12 protein-coding genes are annotated in these 16,554 nt (G+C 57.4%); 6 read left to right on the plus strand and 6 right to left on the minus strand.

What is annotated here, in order from left to right; translation table 11 throughout:
* Nucleotides 1–41: 41 nt before the first annotated feature.
* Nucleotides 42–3,581 carry a leucine-rich repeat protein gene (locus QEH54_RS11970; RefSeq protein ID WP_309018912.1) on the minus strand — a complete coding sequence of 1,180 codons (3,540 nt, stop codon included), beginning with the start codon at nt 3,579–3,581 and terminating at the stop codon, nt 42–44.
* 115 nt (nt 3,582–3,696) lie between these two features.
* Here QEH54_RS11970 and QEH54_RS11975 point away from each other — a divergent pair, with 115 nt between their 5' ends.
* The 4 genes from QEH54_RS11975 (at nt 3,697) to QEH54_RS11990 (ending at nt 6,668) form a co-directional block, all read left to right on the plus strand.
* Nucleotides 3,697–4,647: a YafY family protein gene (locus QEH54_RS11975; protein WP_309018913.1), complete on the plus strand. Its 951-nt coding sequence runs from the start codon at nt 3,697–3,699 to the stop codon at nt 4,645–4,647.
* A 105-nt stretch (nt 4,648–4,752) separates the two neighbouring features.
* Nucleotides 4,753–5,310, plus strand: coding sequence for an RNA polymerase sigma factor (locus tag QEH54_RS11980; RefSeq protein WP_309018914.1), 558 nt, complete (start codon nt 4,753–4,755; stop codon nt 5,308–5,310).
* Nucleotides 5,307–5,678, plus strand: a complete 372-nt coding sequence (locus QEH54_RS11985) for a DUF6768 family protein (RefSeq protein ID WP_309018915.1) — start codon at nt 5,307–5,309, stop codon at nt 5,676–5,678. The genes QEH54_RS11980 and QEH54_RS11985 overlap by 4 nt, the downstream gene beginning before the upstream one ends.
* A gap of 132 nt (nt 5,679–5,810) precedes the next feature.
* Nucleotides 5,811–6,668, plus strand: a complete 858-nt coding sequence (locus tag QEH54_RS11990; protein ID WP_309018916.1) for a VOC family protein — start codon at nt 5,811–5,813, stop codon at nt 6,666–6,668.
* 12 nt (nt 6,669–6,680) lie between these two features.
* Here QEH54_RS11990 and QEH54_RS11995 read toward each other — a convergent pair whose 3' ends face one another.
* A complete protein-coding gene (locus tag QEH54_RS11995) occupies nt 6,681–8,162 on the minus strand; it encodes a capsule assembly Wzi family protein (protein WP_309018917.1) in 1,482 nt (493 codons plus the stop codon).
* Nucleotides 8,163–8,356: 194 nt separating this feature from the next.
* On the opposite strand from QEH54_RS11995, the gene QEH54_RS12000 reads away from it, so the two are divergent.
* Complete coding sequence (locus QEH54_RS12000) at nt 8,357–9,361, plus strand: rhodanese-related sulfurtransferase (protein ID WP_345785654.1); 1,005 nt, start codon at nt 8,357–8,359, stop codon at nt 9,359–9,361.
* 14 nt (nt 9,362–9,375) lie between these two features.
* On the opposite strand, the gene QEH54_RS12005 is transcribed toward QEH54_RS12000, so the two are convergent.
* The 4 genes from QEH54_RS12005 to QEH54_RS12020 form a co-directional block, all read right to left on the minus strand.
* On the minus strand, nt 9,376–11,049 hold the full coding sequence (locus tag QEH54_RS12005) for a hypothetical protein (protein WP_309018919.1): 1,674 nt from the start codon (nt 11,047–11,049) through the stop codon (nt 9,376–9,378).
* A gap of 163 nt (nt 11,050–11,212) precedes the next feature.
* On the minus strand, nt 11,213–12,190 hold the full coding sequence (locus QEH54_RS12010; RefSeq protein ID WP_309018920.1) for a glycosyltransferase family 2 protein: 978 nt from the start codon (nt 12,188–12,190) through the stop codon (nt 11,213–11,215).
* Nucleotides 12,191–12,230: 40 nt separating this feature from the next.
* Nucleotides 12,231–13,736 (minus strand): hypothetical protein, encoded by a 1,506-nt coding sequence (locus QEH54_RS12015; RefSeq protein ID WP_309018921.1) that lies wholly within the window; start codon nt 13,734–13,736, stop codon nt 12,231–12,233.
* 151 nt (nt 13,737–13,887) lie between these two features.
* The gene (locus tag QEH54_RS12020) at nt 13,888–15,321 is read right to left on the minus strand and encodes an SLC5 family protein (RefSeq protein ID WP_309018922.1); all 1,434 of its coding nucleotides are present in this window, start codon (nt 15,319–15,321) and stop codon (nt 13,888–13,890) included.
* A gap of 171 nt (nt 15,322–15,492) precedes the next feature.
* Here QEH54_RS12020 and QEH54_RS12025 point away from each other — a divergent pair, with 171 nt between their 5' ends.
* A complete protein-coding gene (locus QEH54_RS12025) occupies nt 15,493–16,512 on the plus strand; it encodes a hypothetical protein (RefSeq protein ID WP_309018923.1) in 1,020 nt (339 codons plus the stop codon).
* Nucleotides 16,513–16,554 lie beyond the last annotated feature (42 nt).

Consider the following 16,554-nt stretch of genomic DNA (forward strand, 5'->3'; position numbering starts at 1 on the left):
CCCTGCTCGAACGAGTGGGGCGTTTTTTCTGTCTCCAGTCTTTATGGATACAAGGCTTGGCTCGTTGCGTTTGGAATGAAGCGAAGGAAGAGCGGGGAGTCGGCGATGTCGAGAGTCGCCGTTTTTCGGCCTAGCAAGTCGGTGGTATCGAACTGGATATCTTCGCTCTTCCAATCTGCCAGATTGTGGCTGCTTTGGAGAATGAACTCGGGCTCGAAGGCTTTGCTGTGGGCTACGATACGCAGCTGGTTTTCTTGGTGGATGAATTCAAGTGGTTCGAAGGGAAGATGTATGCTGACGATGTAGTCAATTTTATCGGATGAACTCGGACCTAGGCTGACGGCGTTGTCGAAATGATGGAATGACTCGAAAAGATACTCTGAATCGATTCGGTCTTCTTCCTCTTGTTCCCAGGTGTATCCGCGTTTGTCTTCAAAATAGTAGAAGGTAGGTATTGGCGCGTCGAATACAGTCCAAGATTCCGTTCCCCAGAGTGGAGTATAGAGAAACGTATAAAGCGTCGGCGCGTCTCCGAGTAGAAAAACTTTGCGAAGCTCCGGGCAGTGGAAGAAGGCTGACCTGCCGAAATCTACCCCATCGGGAACGACGATGCTCACGAGGTTTGAGCAATGCATGAAGGCGTTTTCGCCGATGCTCGTGACGGAGTCGGGGATCACTACTTTTCTAAGGTGTGAGGAGCCGTAGAAAGCTGAGTCTCCGATGGCGCTGGCGGATTCTGGGATCTGGTATGAGGGGGTTTTCTTTCCGGGCGGGTAGGCTAGGAGATGTCCCAAGCCATTGTTGAAAAGTACGCCGTCGCTGCTTTGGAAAAGTCCATGGTCCGCTCCGACCATGATCTCTTCGAGGTTTGCGCAAGTTCCGAAGGCGCCAGCGGGGAGCGTTTCCAGGGAGTCGGGAATTTCGATTTGGACAAGGTGGAAACAGAGGTAGAAGGCGAATTCGTGGATGCTCGTGGTTGTGTCGGGCAGTTGATATCGTTCCATTGGCTTCCCAGCGGGATAGGAGATGAGAGCGCTTTGCTCCTTGTTGTAGAGAGCTCCATCGAGGCTAGAGAAGTAGGCGTTTTCAGGGTCCACTACAATTTCCTCGAGATTGTAGCAGCTTGTGAAGGCGCAGGAAGAGTTTAGGCTTCCCGGGAGGTCTTCAAGGGAACCGGGAAGCTCGACTCGCGTAAGCTTCGAGCAGTTCCAGAAGGCGTTCGCTCCGATGGTTTTGAGCAGGTCGGGAAACGCGATGCGTTTCAGAGATGAGCAGCCAGCGAAAGCTCCTGTGTCGATGATATCGAGCGAGCTGGGGAGATTTATGTTTTTCAGAGAGGCGCAGTTTGCGAAGGAAGCGACTCCGATGGAGGTGAGTTGGCTAGGGAGTACGACTGACTCTAGAGAGCTGCAGTCTTCGAAGGAGGAAAGCTCTGTTGTCGTTATCTTCTCAGGGAGCTGGACAGTCGTGAGACTCTCGCAGCCATGGAATGCGTAGGCGCCAATTCGCTCAAGAGTATCAGGAAATTCGATACCGTTTAGATCTGCGCAACCCTTGAAGGCGCTCGCCCCGATTTCGATCAAGGTGTCGGGCAGGTCGATGTTAGTCAGACTCGAGCAGCCTTCGAATAAACTGACGGCAAGAGTATCGACCTTCGCCAGAAAGGTCACTTCCGAGAGGCTGGAGCACTGGGAAAAGGCTGAGCCACCGATAGTCGAAATCGCGCTTTTCAGATCGATCGATTGGAGACTCTCACACCCGGCGAAGGCTCGGGCTCCTATTTCGACTAGACCATCCGGCAAAACGACAGACACGAGACCGCTGCAACCCGCGAAGGCGTCTTGCTCTATGGTTTTTACGGAGCTGGGCAGGGTGATGCTGGTCAGATTTGAACAGCCTTCGAAGAGGCCGGCGCTGATCGTTTCGACCTTTGCCAGAAGGGTGACTTCGGAAAGGCTAGCAATATCCGAAAACACGCGACTACCGATGCTTGTGACAGAGCTTGGTAGGACGATCGATTCGAGGGCGTCGCATCCCGAAAATGCGGAAGACTCAATTTCCACTAGGGTCTCTGGGAACTCGATGGAGCTCAGGCTGTTGCAGTTGGTGAAGGCGCCTTGTTCGATGATCTGAACGGAGCTGGGCAGAGAGATGCGCGCGAGGCTCGAGCAGCCGGAGAAAAGGTTTTGGCTGATAGTATCGACGCTCGCGAGGAAATCGACTTCAGAGAGGGCGACGCAGTTTGAGAAAACGCCCGCTTCGATGCTGGTGATCGAGCTCGGCAGGTTGATCGATTCGAGGCTTTCGCAGCCACTGAAGGCTCCATTTCCGAGGCTTAAGGTGCCGTCTGGCAAATTGATCTCACGTAGGCTGCTACAGTTTCGGAATGAACTCGCTTCGATCGTCTTAATCGATTCGGGCAACGTGACGCTGGTCAGGCTCGCGCAGTTTGAAAAGAGCGAGTCACGAATGGTGTCTACGTTGGCGAGAAGCGTTGCTTCGGTAAGGGCGGAGCAGTTTGAAAACGCCGCGACGCCGATGCTGGTAAGGCTTTGGGGTAAACTAAGAGATTCCAAGCTCCTACACCTGTCAAAGGCTCGTTCGCCTATGCTGCTCATTGAGTTCGGAAAGTTGATCGTCACCAGGTTTTCGCATCGACCGAAAGCGTGCTCGCCGATGGTGGTAAGGGAGTCAGGAAGAACGACCTGAGTTAGGCTCGTTTGGGCCAGAAACGCTCTTGGCGCGATCGAGGTAACCCCGGAAGGAAGCGAATAGTCGGCCTCGGTTTTAGCGATGGGGTAGGCGATGAGGGTATCCTTCGCTCGATTGAAAAGGATGCCGTCTTCGGAAGTAAAATGAGCGTTGGACGGATCTACGGAGTAAGAGGCGAAGGCGAAGCAACCTTGGAAAGCGGTTGGGTCCAAGCTTTGGAGGGAGACAGGCAAGGTGATGCCTGTTAACCCTGAGCAGTCGGCGAAAGCGTACTGCTTTATGGATACGAGGGCGTCGGGCAGGTTTATTTCAGTCAGCTTCCAGCAGTCGCCAAACGTTCGTTCCTCGATGGAGGTAAGGTTTGAGGGGAGAGTGACCTGCTCGAGATTGTAGCAGGACTCGAAGCAGAACTCTCCCAAGAAGGAGAGGGAGTCGGGCAAGCTTATGGCCTCGAGGTTGTAGCACTTTGCGAAAGCGAAATCGCCTATCGATTCGATGGAGTGGGGAAGACTTATTTCCTCAAGTCTTCTGGCTTGGAGAAAAGCCTCTTCAGCTATGTGAGAGACCGTGCTGGGGAGCGTGATAGAGCGAATCGTCGACGAAGCGAAGGCCCTTTTTCCGATCCGAGTGACCGTTTTCCCTTCGATGGTGTCTGGGACGGTGACAGCGGAGAGATTGCCCGTATACTCAGTGATCGTGACGCCAGCGTCGTTTTCGATTGTTTTGAAGTCCGAATCGACTTGGGCTTGAGAGGCGGCAGGGGCAATGGCGAGTATGAGAATCGCGATGAGAAGCAGGGCGGCCGGTAAGCTCCTTGGGGAGTGGTGAGAGCGGGATGTCGCCGCCGACGGAGGGTGTGATTGAGTCATGCGGTGTGGGGTTGGGCGATAGGAAAAAATACCTAATACTGGGTGTCAAGTACCGCCGGTCTGCGAGACAGTCTTTACTTGCGTGGCAGCTGATGGCCCGCTTGCGTTGGAGGCCATGAATCGCATCGACAGGCTGATGGGGACGTTGCTTCTGCTGCAGAGTCGGCGGGTGATCCGGGCGGAGGATATCGCGGATCATTTCGAGATCAGCCTGCGCACCGTGTATCGCGATGTATCCGCTTTGAGCGAGATCGGAGTGCCGGTGATCGCGGAGGCGGGCATTGGCTATTCGCTGATGAAAGGCTATTTGCTTCCGCCTATCATGTTTAGCGAAGAGGAGGCGGCTGCTTTGGGCACAGCTGCCATGGCTTTGAGCAAGACCAGCGATCCGTCGCTCGACGCGACGATGCAGACTGCATTGATGAAGATCCGAGCGGCTTTGCCCGAGCCCCAGCGTCGCCGTCTGGAGCGGGTGGAGCAATCGGTGGTGTTCGGCTGGAATGGATACGGGGAAAAGCCTGTCAAGCAGGTGGCTCGCCTCGTTGACCTGCAGCGAAGTCTCGCGGAATCGAAGGCGTTGCGAATCGACTACCAGACCGGAGGGCGAGGCGAGGTGACGACCCGGGAAATCGAACCGCTGGGTCTTGTGCACTACCTCGAGTACTGGCACCTCATCGCCTGGTGCGGCTTGCGCGAAGACTATCGTGACTTTCGATTGGATCGTATTCAAAAAGTGGAGCAGCTCGATCGACGGGTTTCCCGACGTCGCGACTTTGATCTGCAGGCGTACCTGCAGAAGCAACGCGAGCTTCCGGCGGTGCTGGAAACGCGAATCTTCTTCTCCGCCTACTCCGTGGCGCGAGCCAAACGGGAGTGGTCGCTGGGTTTTGTGGCGGAGGAGGAGGTGGAAGGCGGCAGTGTCGTGACGCTGCGAACGGGCGACTGGAGGTGGATCACCGGCTGGCTGCTTTCCTTTCGCGAAAACGTCCGGGTACTCGAGCCATTGGAACTGCAGCGAGAACTCGCCTCGACGGCCCGGCGAGTGGCGGAGCATCACGCGGTCTAGCATGTCGCCGTCGCGATAGTCGCGTTTGCTTTGACGGAATATCTCGCATCGCGGCCCCTTTTTTCGAACCGATCCTGCATGAGGAGCGACTCCTAGGAAAAGGACATGAAGCGAGACGCGAAACAGGTTTTTACGGAGCTGCTGGTCTACAAGGCCCAGGACGGAGATGAAAAGGCCTTCGCAGACCTGTACGAGCTCTGGAAGCTGGACCTCATTCGTCTAGGCCGATCGGTTTTGCGAGATCGAGAGGGGATGAAGGATGCGGCCCAGGACGCCTGGATCGCTATCGCTCGTGGTATCCGGAAACTGGATGATCCGGCGCGCTTTCGAGCTTGGGCATTCAGTATTCTTCGCGGCAAGTGCATCGATCGAATCCGTCGTGAATCGAGAGAACGCGCTCGTGACGAGTCGTATTTCAGAGCGAGTCAGATGGAGACGACCGACACCGTATCTGGTCCGAAAATCGAGGCCGCGGCTGACCTCGCCGAAGCGATCAGTAAACTGGATACGGACGCTCGCATACTGCTGCACCTTTACTACGAAGCGGAGCTATCCGTTTCCGAAATCTCCGAAGCGATGGAAATCCCGGAGGGGACAGTGAAATCACGGCTCCACGCGGTGCGGAGGCAATTGAAAAAGCAACTAGAAGGGTTACAAAAATGAGTGAAATAGATGATAGAATTCGGGAGGCGTTGAGATCGTCTGAATCGGACGACGAGCTGCTAAAGGAGCGTTCGATGTTTTCGGAGGTGGTGACGCCATTTCGCGGCAAGCGACGTTGGGTAAACTGGCTAGGGCTCCTCTACGGCTCGATTGCCAACGTGGCCTTCTTTTACTCAGCGTATCAGTTTTTCACTACAGATGATACCAACGAGAAACTGAACTGGATAGTGATCGGCGGATTCGCGCTTATGTTCGTAGCGTTCTCTAAACTCTATTTTTGGCTTGAGATGCAGAGCAACCGTGTCTTGCGCGAAGTGAAGCGAGTGGAGCTGTTGATCGTCAGCGGGAGGGAGGGGAGCGATGACTAGTCTGTGGTCGCATCTGATGGAACGCAGCGAACAGGCTTTGCTGTTTTTGGACTGGGTTTGGAGAACCCGTGAACTTTTTCAAGCGCTGCTGACATAGGGTTGTCAGTGGAAGGCGCTAGAGTGGCTTCCGATATGAAAAACCATACTGTTACTATCACTGTTGCCGCTTCCATCGACGAAGTGTTTTCCTTCCTCGCCGATCCTAAAACGCTTCCCGAGTGGGCCCATACCTTCAGCAAGAGCATCGCCCCGAAGGATGGAGCTTGGGAGGTGGAAACGCCTCAAGGACATAAGCTGGCCTTCGCTCTGGAGGCGGATCGTTCGAGCGGATGCATCGATATGCTGGCTGGACCGACACTTGAGCAAATGGAGAGTTTTCCGATCCGCGTCTACAAGGTGGACAGCGGGCAGACCGCGGCCTCGTTTACCATGTTCAAGTCGCAGCGTCCCGATCTTACAGATGCCATGTTCGAGACTCACTACCGGCAGCTGGTGAAGGAAGTGGAGGCGCTGGTGGAGCGCTTTGGTGGCGGGGAGATTAGCCGCGGTTTGCCGGAAGGTGGAAGGCTGTTGCCCGGACTGGTGACCGATAGGATCGAGGAGACGAGGGATTTTTATGTATCGCACTTCGGCTTCAAGGCGGTGTTTGACGCGTCTTGCTACGTGCACCTGGTGCGTGAGGTTGGCGGAGAGCAGCTCGGGTTGATGGCGACGAGCGCGGAGGCGGGACAGGCGGAGTTTGAGGTGGCGACGACCGGAAGCGGTCTGTGGTTTACCCTAGAAGTCGAGAGCGCGGACGCGGAGTTTGAGCGACTCAAAGCCGAGGGAGTCACGGTGAGAGAGGAGCCGAAGGATCAGCCATGGGGCGAGCGAACCTGCGTGGTGGTCGATCCGAATGGAGTGCTGATCTACGTGTCTCATACGACGGGGAAAGTGGACGAATCGCTCAAACCGTTTTTCGTCGCTTCCGAGCCGGAGCTCGTTTCCTAAACAAGCCGGCGATTAGTTGAACAGGCTCACCATGAGCTGAACGCTGGACTTTGAGAGTCCGGAATCCACGGGAAGCGAGTTGTTCAGGAAATGGTGGGCCTGTATTCCGATGGTCGCTCCTTCGCTAAGTTTATGACGATAGGATGCGAAGAGCCCCGCGGTCTGATAGTGGGTGGGGGAAACCGTATTTCTCGCTTCGATGCCGTCCCGGTTGAGCGATGCGTAGTGCGCTTTCCAGGTGAACGAATTGCCGTCGCCGACTTCCTGATACCCGCCTAGTGTGAGGAGTCGGGAGTCGTTGTCGATGGATGCTCCGATTGCGTCGCCATAGTAGCGATAGCCGCTCCTGTAGATATGGTGATTGTAGGTGGAGTTGAACATGGTGCCGTTCAGGAAATTCATGCCGGTATCGCTTGCTTCGGCGAATAGGAATCCTTGCGAGAAGGGCGTCTCGAAAGGCGTATCCAGACCGATCATACCGATTTCGCGCGAAGGCAGGCCGCCCGCTTCGTCTTCGCCGATAAGCTGACCGTAGAAGGAAATCCGACGTGCGGCGATGTGGGTGGTCCAGCGAAAGTCGACGCCGCCCAGCTGATTGCCCGGTTCGTTGGAACCGTCGAGGTCGATTCCGTCGCTGCCTACGTTGTCGTGGCCGAGGATGAGGTCCACGAGGTTGCTCCATGATTCGGGACGACCGTCTCCGCCCCATTGAGCGGTGCGGGAGAGCCCCAGCTCGAGGCTTTGCAGTGGCTTGAAGGTGAAGCGGGCGCCCAACAGCTTGGCATGGGGCACGTGGCGATCGCCTTCCAGCTGATTGAAGAAGCTGGTGAAGTGCCATGGACCGAGCCATTTGACGATTGGCCGTTCGCTGGCTCGGTGGGTGTTTCGTTCGAAAAAGAATCCCGGGGACGGACGGGCGTTGTTTGAGAGGATGAGGCTGGTTTGCCAGCCCGGACCCCACCAGCGATCCACTTGGCCGAAGCCAAGCGTCCAATCGCTCCAATCGACCGCCAGGTAGCTTCCGTCGAGGCGAAGCGATTTGTCATCGCTCGGGGCGTCGACCCAGGAGGCGGAGAGTTTGGCTCGAAAGGGACCGAAACGATCTTGGCGGGCGATTTGGAGCTCGGTGGCATTGCGCGAGTCGCTATCGAAGGCGCGAAACGGCAGAGCGTCGCTGCCTAGCTGGAAGCTGAGGGATTGCGTCGCGGTGTTTGAAAGCGGCTTGGAGCTGTCGAAGGAGCTCGAATGGGGGTGGTTTGCTGAATCGGAGAGCGAGTTCAGCTCTATGTTTACGGCCTGAAGCCTCATGGGCCAGACGGAGGTGAGAAGCTCGGCCTGGCCTTGATCGCTGAGTTGGCTCAGCCGGTAGCGGGCTGCTTCATCGCCGGGCGCGATGGTATCGCTGGGTGCGGCGAAAAGGGAGGGGTACGAGACGCTGATCCCGAGAACGAAAGCGGGCAGAGAGCGTGAGAGACGTGAAATGAAATGGGTCAAAGTGAAACGTTTTTTCGGGTTGGGAGATGGATCCTAGCGAGTATCGCTAGTGTGAAAAGGAGTTTTGCTTAGATTCATCTACGTAGAAAAGGTGGTTTCGGTTTCGGATCGATCCTGAAATGGAAAACTTCAGCTCTTCCCTCCTGCTGACTCTCGGCTTGCCCTTGCGGGGCGTATGGGCAGAGCTTAAGGGGATGTGCCAAGAAAAGACTTTGATCGTTGCCTACTACAAGTTCGTGGACTTGCCAGACTTCGAACTCCGCCGAGACCTCTTGCAGGCAATTTGCGAGGAGAACGAGGTGAAGGGTACGATCCTGCTCGCTCGCGAAGGCATCAACTCCACCATGGCAGGCCCGGAAGCGGGAGTGGAGGCGGTTTTGGACTTTCTGCAGAGCGATCCTGCCATCGGACCACTGACCGTGAAGCGTTCTTGGGCGGAGGAGCCTCCGTTTTATCGCATGAAGGTGCGGCTGAAAAAGGAGATTGTGCGCTTGGGCATGCCGGAGGTGAACCCCAATGAGCAGGTGGGCGAGTACGTGCCGCCGGAGAAGTGGAACGAACTGATCAGCGATCCCGACGTGGTGCTGATCGACACGCGCAACGACTACGAATACGAGATCGGCACCTTCAAGGGAGCCGTCGACCCGAAGACCAAGAGCTTCCGCGAGTTTCCCGAATACGTGAAGAGGGAGCTGGCGGACAAGAAGGACAAGAAGGTGGCGATGTTCTGCACAGGCGGCATTCGTTGCGAAAAGTCGACATCGTTGCTGCTCAAGGAAGGTTTCGAGAAGGTGTATCACCTGGAGGGCGGAATCTTGAACTATTTGGAGAAGGTGGATCCTGCCGAGAGCATGTGGGAGGGGGACTGCTTCGTTTTCGACAATCGGGTGGCGGTCGACCACAAGCTGCAGAAGGGCGATTACGAAATGTGCCGTGCCTGTCGTCATGCCCTGACCGAGGAGGACCTGAAATCGGAAAAGTTCGTGGAGGGAACGAGCTGTCCCCATTGTTTCGATACGTTGAGCGAAGAGCAGCGGGTGCGGGCGGCGGAGCGACAGAAGCAGGTGGAAATCAGCAAGGCTCTCGGACGAAAGCACATCGGGGCAACGCAGCTCGAACGCGAGGCCTGGCGCGAGCTAAAGCTTGCCGAGCGTAAGAGGAGCAACGAGAAGCGAGCCGAAGAAGACGCTGGCGAATAAGCGAACGCCTTCCGCTATTGCAGGTCGAAAACGATCAGCGACACGCCTTGCCGCGGTAGTTTGAAGGCAAGGCGAGCGGCGCCGTTTTCGAGCGACACCTCTTCTGGCGATTCCTCCAAGGTCGCGAGTTCCGCGGCTGTTTGCAGCTCCGCGTATTCCTCTTCGTTTGGAGCGACCGGCTGGCCCATGCGCAGCCACAGATCGTAGGCGTTGCTATGAAATTCGTCGATGCGATAGTGGGTGAGCTCGGCTTTGGTGGCGTCGCTGGGCAGGTGATCGAGCGTCAATGAAACTTCTGCGACGGGGCCTTCGAGATCGTCGTCATGGTAGTGCCAGACCATGATGGAGAGGCGATCGCCATCCCGGCTCGCGAATGCGGCCACGTCCGGATGCTGGCGCACGCCGACGTCGATCATTTCCTGCAAGTCCACCTCCGATGTGCTGGACGTTTGGATACGGTTGCCGCTCATTTCGCTGAACATGCGAAACACGTTGAGCACCGGCAAGGGCACGCCGTTGGAGGCGAGTTGACGAAATCCAGCGAAGTAGGCCTGGTCCTCGAAAGTGAATGCCCAGGTCAGGGCGCCTTCGAGGTTGACGCCATGCCGGTCGGCGAGATCGTGCTTTCGGACGAAGCTCGCAGCTGTGTAGCTGGAGTAGACGGTGCCGTTGCGGTAGGTGAACATGCCTCCTTGGCACGCGGCGCAGCCTTCCGGGTCGGATTCGCCGATAACGATCGGGGTGTCTTTGAGTTCCGGATACGACGCGATTTTTCGAAATCCGTTGTCGATGGCCTTCAGCTGGTTGGCGATTCCCATCTGGATGCGTCCATCCACCACCTTCGGATGTCCTTTTGCATGGAAGGAAACGAAATCGAGCTGCGTACCGTTTTCCCCCGTAGCGTAGTTGGTGCCGTAGAGGCAATGATCGAAAAAGCCGAGCAGGAAGTCGCCACCGCTGCCAGCCACGTCCGGCCCGCCGACGCGGGCCTTGGGGATGGCCCGTTGCACGCCTGCGATGGCGTAGTCATGCAGCTTGTTGAATTCTTCCAACGTGCCTTGCCAGTAGCCGATGTTCGGTTCGTTCCAGGTCTGCCAATACCATTTCTCCACTTCCTCCATTCCGTAGCGTTCGACGCAGTGTTTCGCCCATTGGTAGCAGAGTTCGCCCCATTTCTCGTAGTCCTTTGGGGGATACGCCCAGCCAGTATAGACTTTCTCGTAGCGAAAGCCCGGCCGCCACTCGTGTTTGTAGGGAGTCGGGTTCGTGGAGAGGGCTTCCGGCATGAAACCCATTTGGACGTAGGGACGAACCCCGTTCTCCAGATAGGTGTCGAAAATCAGATCCACTAGGGTCCAGTCGTAGATCGGATTCCCATCGTCATCCTCGGTGTACATGTTGGTGCTGCCCCATTTGAGCGCGGGCGAACCATCGCCTGTTGTCATCAGATTATGGGTACGGAAATAGATGTCTCCCTCCTTGAGATCGCCGAGCTGCCCGATCAAGCGCTTGCCGTCTTTCATGTAGGCGTAGTTGGGTTCGTCGGCGCCGAAGAAGCGCCAGATCTGGCGCAGGGGCCCGAGCTCTTTGTCGGCCTGCACTGTGATTTCCACGGGGAAGGGTTCGCTCGCTCGGGAAGCGACGTTGAGGCAGAAGGCAAGCAGCAGGCAGGTGGCGGCGCGTATCATGGCGATGGATGTTGGGTTAGGGGCTTGGGGCGATGGAATGGCGTGATCGAGAGCGCTCTCGCGCCGCTGGCTCATTCCGAGGATTAGGTTTAACTAGACAGCAGAAAGGCGAAAGTTCAACCCGCCCCGAAAGAGCGTGTTGAAGAGTCGTTTGGAAGCGGGTTTACTTGCGTTCGACTTCCTCTCGCTTATCGGGAAAGCCGCGTCGGTCTCGAATCACGTAGAGCGGACGAGCTTTCACTTCGTCATAGACGCGACCGAGGTATTCGCCAAGGACGCCGAGTCCGATCAGCTGGATGCCGCCAAGGAAGAGGGTGACGACCATGATGGAGGCGTAGCCCGGCACATCGACGCCGGAGACCAAGGTGCGAACGAAAAGAAAGGCTGCATAGGCGAAGGCCAGTCCGGACACGGAGGCTCCGATGTAGGCCCAGATGCGAAGGGGTTTGGAACTGAATGCGAAGATGCCGTTCCCGGCTAGGTGCATCAGGCTGGAGGGCGTGAATCGGGAGTCGCCGCTGGCTCGATTGTCGCGATCGAAGCTCACCGTGGCGGTTCGGAATCCCAGCCAGGCGAAGATGCCTTTGAGAAAGCGGTTTCGTTCCCCCAGTTGCTGGAAGGCCTCGACCACTTTGCGGTCCATCAGACGAAAGTCGCCTGTGTCCACCGGGAGCGTGGTCTGGGAAATCAGATTGAAGACGCGGTAGAAGGCTCGAGCGGTGAGCCGTTTGGCGCTGCTGTCGGCGTGGCGAGAGCCCCGCTGGGCGGTTACCACCTCGTATCCCTCCCGCCAGAGTTCGACCATCTTTGGGATGAGTTCCGGAGGGTCCTGCAGGTCGGCGTCGATCGGGATGACCGCTCTTCCGCTGCAATGCCGAATCGCTGCGGTGAGAGCCGCTTCCTTGCCGAAGTTTCGCGAGAGGGAAACGGCTTTTAGCCGTTCGTCGCCCGCTTGCAGCGCGACCAGTTTTTCCCAGGTGCCATCGGAGCTGCCGTCGTCGACGAGGACGATTTCGTAGGCCTCCTGCAAAGGCTTCATGACCGAGTGGATTCGATGGAGGAAGGCATCCAATCCTTGTTCCTCGTTGTGGCAGGGAACGGCTAGGGAGATGGTCGGTATTCTGGATAAGGGGGAATCCATTCGCTCGATCGCGGCGTGTGGGAGGAGGTGAGGATGCAGCTTAGTTCATGGTCTTGCTATCCAGTCGTTCGAGCGTTTGCAAGTCTGACTCGGCCGCTGCCTGGTTGCCCAGTCGGTGGTGGGCATAGGATCGGAGCAGGTAGAGTCGCGGGCGTTGGTCGTCGAGGGCGATGGCGGTATTCAAATGCTCGAGACTCGTCTCAAACCGTTCCTGGTCGAGAGCTTCCTCTGCTATCTTCTGGTGGAAGAGCCACGCCGCATGGTGGTTTGGATCCACTTCCAGCATGCGCTGCATCAGCGACTCGGTCGACCGCCAGGCGCTTTGGTAGCGTATGGTGTTAAGCGAGCACGCGATCAACGCGGCGGCCATGGCAGGGGCTGCGATTTTCAGAACCCCTTTTCCGAGCGAGCGTTCCAGAACCCAGTAGAGCGCGAGGGCGAGCGCCATGCTGTTGAGGTAGGTGTAGCGATCTGAAGGAAGGTCGATCGGGCCGGTGAAACCGAGAAACGGCAGGGAGAGCAGGGCGTATGCGATGCTCGCTCCCCAGATTCGCCGGTCTCGTTTTCCGAGCCACGCCGCGAGGCAGGCGAAGACCGCGAGCAAGCCGATGGAGACAAGGTAGCTGGCTGAGTTCGCGGGAACCTCATGGGCGCCTCGATAGTAGGGGGTGAGGCCGAAGGGAGCGAGCGTCTTGAGCAGAAACTGCCCGAGCAAGTACGCGGCGTCCGCCACGCTCTGCAGCGACGCGCTGTCCGATAGGTCGGCGACTTCTGAATACAGGGCCGAGTCCGAAGAGCCCTTTAGAAAGTAGATCCCGAATACGGCGATGGATACGGCGGCGAAGGGGCCCAATCGCATCCACGCCTGCCGTCCGGGCGGCGATAGCGGATTGATGCTTTGCGACAGGTTGAGCGTTTTGAAAAAACCGATTTCCGTGAGCAAAAGAATAGCCGGGAAAAGAATGCCGGTCGGATAGCTCAGCATGGCGAGCGAGTAGGCGACAAAGGAACAGGCAAGCAGTGGCTTGTTTCCCCCTTCGAATGAGCGCGACTTCAGGTAGGCGAGGTAGGAAAGCAAAAGGAAGTTAGCCGCCAGCAGGTGGGCTTGGGCCGAGATCCAGGAAACCGCTTCCACCCGAAGCGGATGGCACGACCACAGGACCACCGCCAGAGCGGCCAGCCAAGAGAGCGTCGGGCATTCGTTTTCGCTGCGGGCGCGAAGGCGAAGCGCGATTCGAAGCAGCAGAGTCGCGGCGCAAGCGTGGAGCAGGATGTTGACGAGATGGAATCCCGAAGGCGTCAGACCGAAAAGCTGATGCTGGACGACATAGGCGATCCAGTTCAGCGGTCGCCATTGCGAGACGTAGTCGGTCTTGAACGCCCAAGCGAGACTTCCAGGCTCGGTGAGCGAAGACTCGATCAGACGCTCGTTCGATAGCAGATTGATATCGTCGTCCCAGCGAACGAAACCGGAGTCCAGGCTAGGAGCGTAGAGAGCGACGCTGAGCAGAAAGACGAGCAAGGACTGGAGGGAGGAGCGTGACATAGGGTAACATTGCGCTGGCGCGTCTTGTTTGAACGGCTGCGAAGCGGCCCACCTTAAGCTGCCCATGGCCCACAAGCCCTGCAAAGGCCGCCAGCTGCCGGTCCGCCCATGGCGGCGGAGCGCAGCCTTTTTCCACAAATCTGCGGATTTCCTACCTGGCCGGACGTCGTTTGAAAAACAGGGAGTTGAGCAGCAGGGCGAAGCCGACGCAAAGCCAGAGGTTGATGAACATCAGGTGCAGAAAATGCCATGGCGCGGGGCGAGTCTCTGGAGCGGCTGCGTGCCAGGCCGGCCAGCCGAATGACAGCAGCGCGTAGAGCCCAGCTCCGAAAAAGAGGGAGGCGATCACCGCCCGCGCGTGCACGTTCTTGAAAAGGAGACCGGTGATGAATGCCGCCAGGATCGGCATGCTGAAGAGCCCGATAAGCTGCTGAATGAGCTGAATGATGCTTTCCGCTCCCATGTAGGCGGGCACCAACGCGATGCCCAGGATTGCGAAGAAAATGGATACGCCCACGCTGAGCGGGCCGATGTTGACCTTTGGATTGACGAAGCGCTGATGCAGGTCGCAGACGTAGAGCGCCGCGGAGGAGTTTAGCGTGGAATTGAAACTGGTCATGGTGGCAGCGACCATCGCGGCGGCGAAGGCCCCTGAGAGCCACGTCGGCAAGGTGTCCGACACGATGCGCCCGTAGGTTGCGTCGCCAATATCTCCATACAGCTTGTAGGCGCAGAGGCCGGGGATGATGACGATGGCAGGCACGATGGAGGCGCGAATGACCGCTGCAGCGTAGCAGCCGCGCTGGGCTTCCTTCAAGGACTTGGCGGCGAGGGCCCGCTGGGTGATGGTCTGGTTCACGCTCCAGTAGTAGAGCTGAGTGAAGATCATACCGGTCAGCAAAGTGTGCCAAGGCACCGGAGCGGAGCTGTCGCCGATCAAAGCGAGGCGTTCCGCGGGAAGCCCGCTGAGATCCCAGTCGACCGCCGCGAGGGCGAGAGCCACTACGAGCAAAGCCATGCCGAAAAGCAGCACGCCGCTGTAGGTATCGGAAACCGCCACGGCCCGCAGCCCGCCGAAGATCGCGTAGAGGGCGCCCGCGATGGCGATGACGGTGGCGACCAGCATCAGGGGAACGTGCAGACCGAAGAGGGAGATGAGGAAGAGCGAGCTCGTATAGAGCATGATGGGCAGGAAAATGACCACGTTTCCCAGAAGGAAGAGAAAGGCCACGGTGGCCCGCAGGCTGGGTTCCCCGTACTTGCGCTCCAGCAGTTCCGTGACCGTGGTGCAGTCGTTTTTGTAATAAAGGGGCAGGAAGACCTTCGCCAGCAGGATCAGCCCCGGCACCCCAGCCAGCTCCCACCAGATCACGTTCAGCATCTGGTTCCCATTCCAGCCCACTAGGGTGTCGGTGTTTATGTTGGTCAAGGTCAGCGAGCCGGCGACGAAGATCCAGCTCAGTCCTCCTCCAGCCAGGAAATACTCCTTGGCTCCCGATTCCGAAGAACGAGCTCCGCGACATTTCCAGTAGGTCAGGACGGCGATTGCTGCCGTGATCAGGGCGAAAACGAGAAACTGGATCATTTGGGCAAAGGGGGAAGAGGGTAAGAAGTCGACATAGGCAAACTGAGGACGCTTCGCCACATCGCCGCTCTCGGAACGTCAAATCCTCCCGCTGCGATCGGAAAAATCACTCCGAATGGCCAAAGCCGGGTTGAAATCCTACAGATGTAGGATATTGATTGTTTTGCCTCTATGATTGCCACCACGGTTATCACCTTATTCGAGTCGCCGCCCGATGGCGGCCTTTTCCTGGTGACGCTTTTCACTCTGGTCATGGCCTTTCGCTACTCGCTTCGCATCGCCCGGAGCTCGATTCGAGGCGAGTCCTGCGTGTCGGATGTGGCGAAGCTAAGCGTCTTGGGTCTGTTTTGCGGATTTTGCGCGGTGGGGCGGATGGGGCTCGTTTTCGTGAGTTGGGCCCGCAGTTTGGACGTCGGGTATCACTACCTGCCTTATCGGTACATGCATTTTGGCGTGTACTGGACCTTTCTCGCGGTTTTTCTGAGTCTCTGCTGCTTTCTTTTCGGCTACCTCGCTCTGCACGCCAAACAGATCCAGGCTTCTCGCGTAGGGCGTCTGCTGATACGTTTTCGTTGGCTGCTTTTCGGGGGAGCGGTTGCGGCCTATGCGGTCATCATGTACTGGATCTCCACTCCTCGCGGCGAGGACTGGGAATCCGCCTTGGCCCGTCTGGAAACGACTCCGGGGTTCGACGCTATCGATGAACCGGATGAGGTATTGCTCTATCGCGTCAAGCACGTGCGCATGGATCCGTTCGATCGCGACAACTTCTATCCTGGCTACGAAACGCCGATGGACATCAGGGAGAAGGGTGAAGATGAACAGATCGCGCAGCGATTCAGACGGTTTCGCTTTAGCAGCTATGTGGAGAAGCTCGATCCGAAGGCGGCGAAGGATGGTTTGGACGACCTGTTTGTCTATGCCGCCGATTCCTGGGCGAGCCACAATGCTACTTTCATGCTTCGCTTCGTCGGAAAGCATTCGGTGGTGGATGTCTGGTTGAGCGAATACGGCGAGATGGACATCTTTTCCAGTCAGATGCTTTCCGACATCCCGCACATTCTGGCGTTTTCCAAGCCGTACGAGGATCTGATGATAAACGGTGACGAGCGATCGTATAAGTTTCTTATCGAAGGAAATCGAAGTCTGGGGCGTTGGAGCGAGCGATTGGATCGGCTGGAGATTGAATAAGGGATCGACAACGAGCGTCTCAAGGCGCGGTTTAGACTGTAA

It is taken from the genome of Pelagicoccus sp. SDUM812003 (genome assembly GCF_031127815.1).
Lineage (GTDB): Bacteria > Verrucomicrobiota > Verrucomicrobiia > Opitutales > Opitutaceae > Pelagicoccus.

What these genes read in the sequence shown, in the direction of transcription:
- QEH54_RS11970 (WP_309018912.1), bottom strand. Translation starts at nt 3,581, where the DNA reads ATGACTCAATCACACCCTCCGTCGGCGGCGACATCCCGCTCTCACCAC.
- QEH54_RS11975 (WP_309018913.1), top strand. Translation starts at nt 3,697, where the DNA reads ATGAATCGCATCGACAGGCTGATGGGGACGTTGCTTCTGCTGCAGAGT.
- QEH54_RS11980 (WP_309018914.1), top strand. Translation starts at nt 4,753, where the DNA reads ATGAAGCGAGACGCGAAACAGGTTTTTACGGAGCTGCTGGTCTACAAG.
- QEH54_RS11985 (WP_309018915.1), top strand. Translation starts at nt 5,307, where the DNA reads ATGAGTGAAATAGATGATAGAATTCGGGAGGCGTTGAGATCGTCTGAA.
- QEH54_RS11990 (WP_309018916.1), top strand. Translation starts at nt 5,811, where the DNA reads ATGAAAAACCATACTGTTACTATCACTGTTGCCGCTTCCATCGACGAA.
- QEH54_RS12000 (WP_345785654.1), top strand. Translation starts at nt 8,357, where the DNA reads ATGTGCCAAGAAAAGACTTTGATCGTTGCCTACTACAAGTTCGTGGAC.
- QEH54_RS12005 (WP_309018919.1), bottom strand. Translation starts at nt 11,049, where the DNA reads ATGATACGCGCCGCCACCTGCCTGCTGCTTGCCTTCTGCCTCAACGTC.
- QEH54_RS12010 (WP_309018920.1), bottom strand. Translation starts at nt 12,190, where the DNA reads ATGGATTCCCCCTTATCCAGAATACCGACCATCTCCCTAGCCGTTCCC.
- QEH54_RS12015 (WP_309018921.1), bottom strand. Translation starts at nt 13,736, where the DNA reads ATGTCACGCTCCTCCCTCCAGTCCTTGCTCGTCTTTCTGCTCAGCGTC.
- QEH54_RS12020 (WP_309018922.1), bottom strand. Translation starts at nt 15,321, where the DNA reads ATGATCCAGTTTCTCGTTTTCGCCCTGATCACGGCAGCAATCGCCGTC.
- QEH54_RS12025 (WP_309018923.1), top strand. Translation starts at nt 15,493, where the DNA reads ATGATTGCCACCACGGTTATCACCTTATTCGAGTCGCCGCCCGATGGC.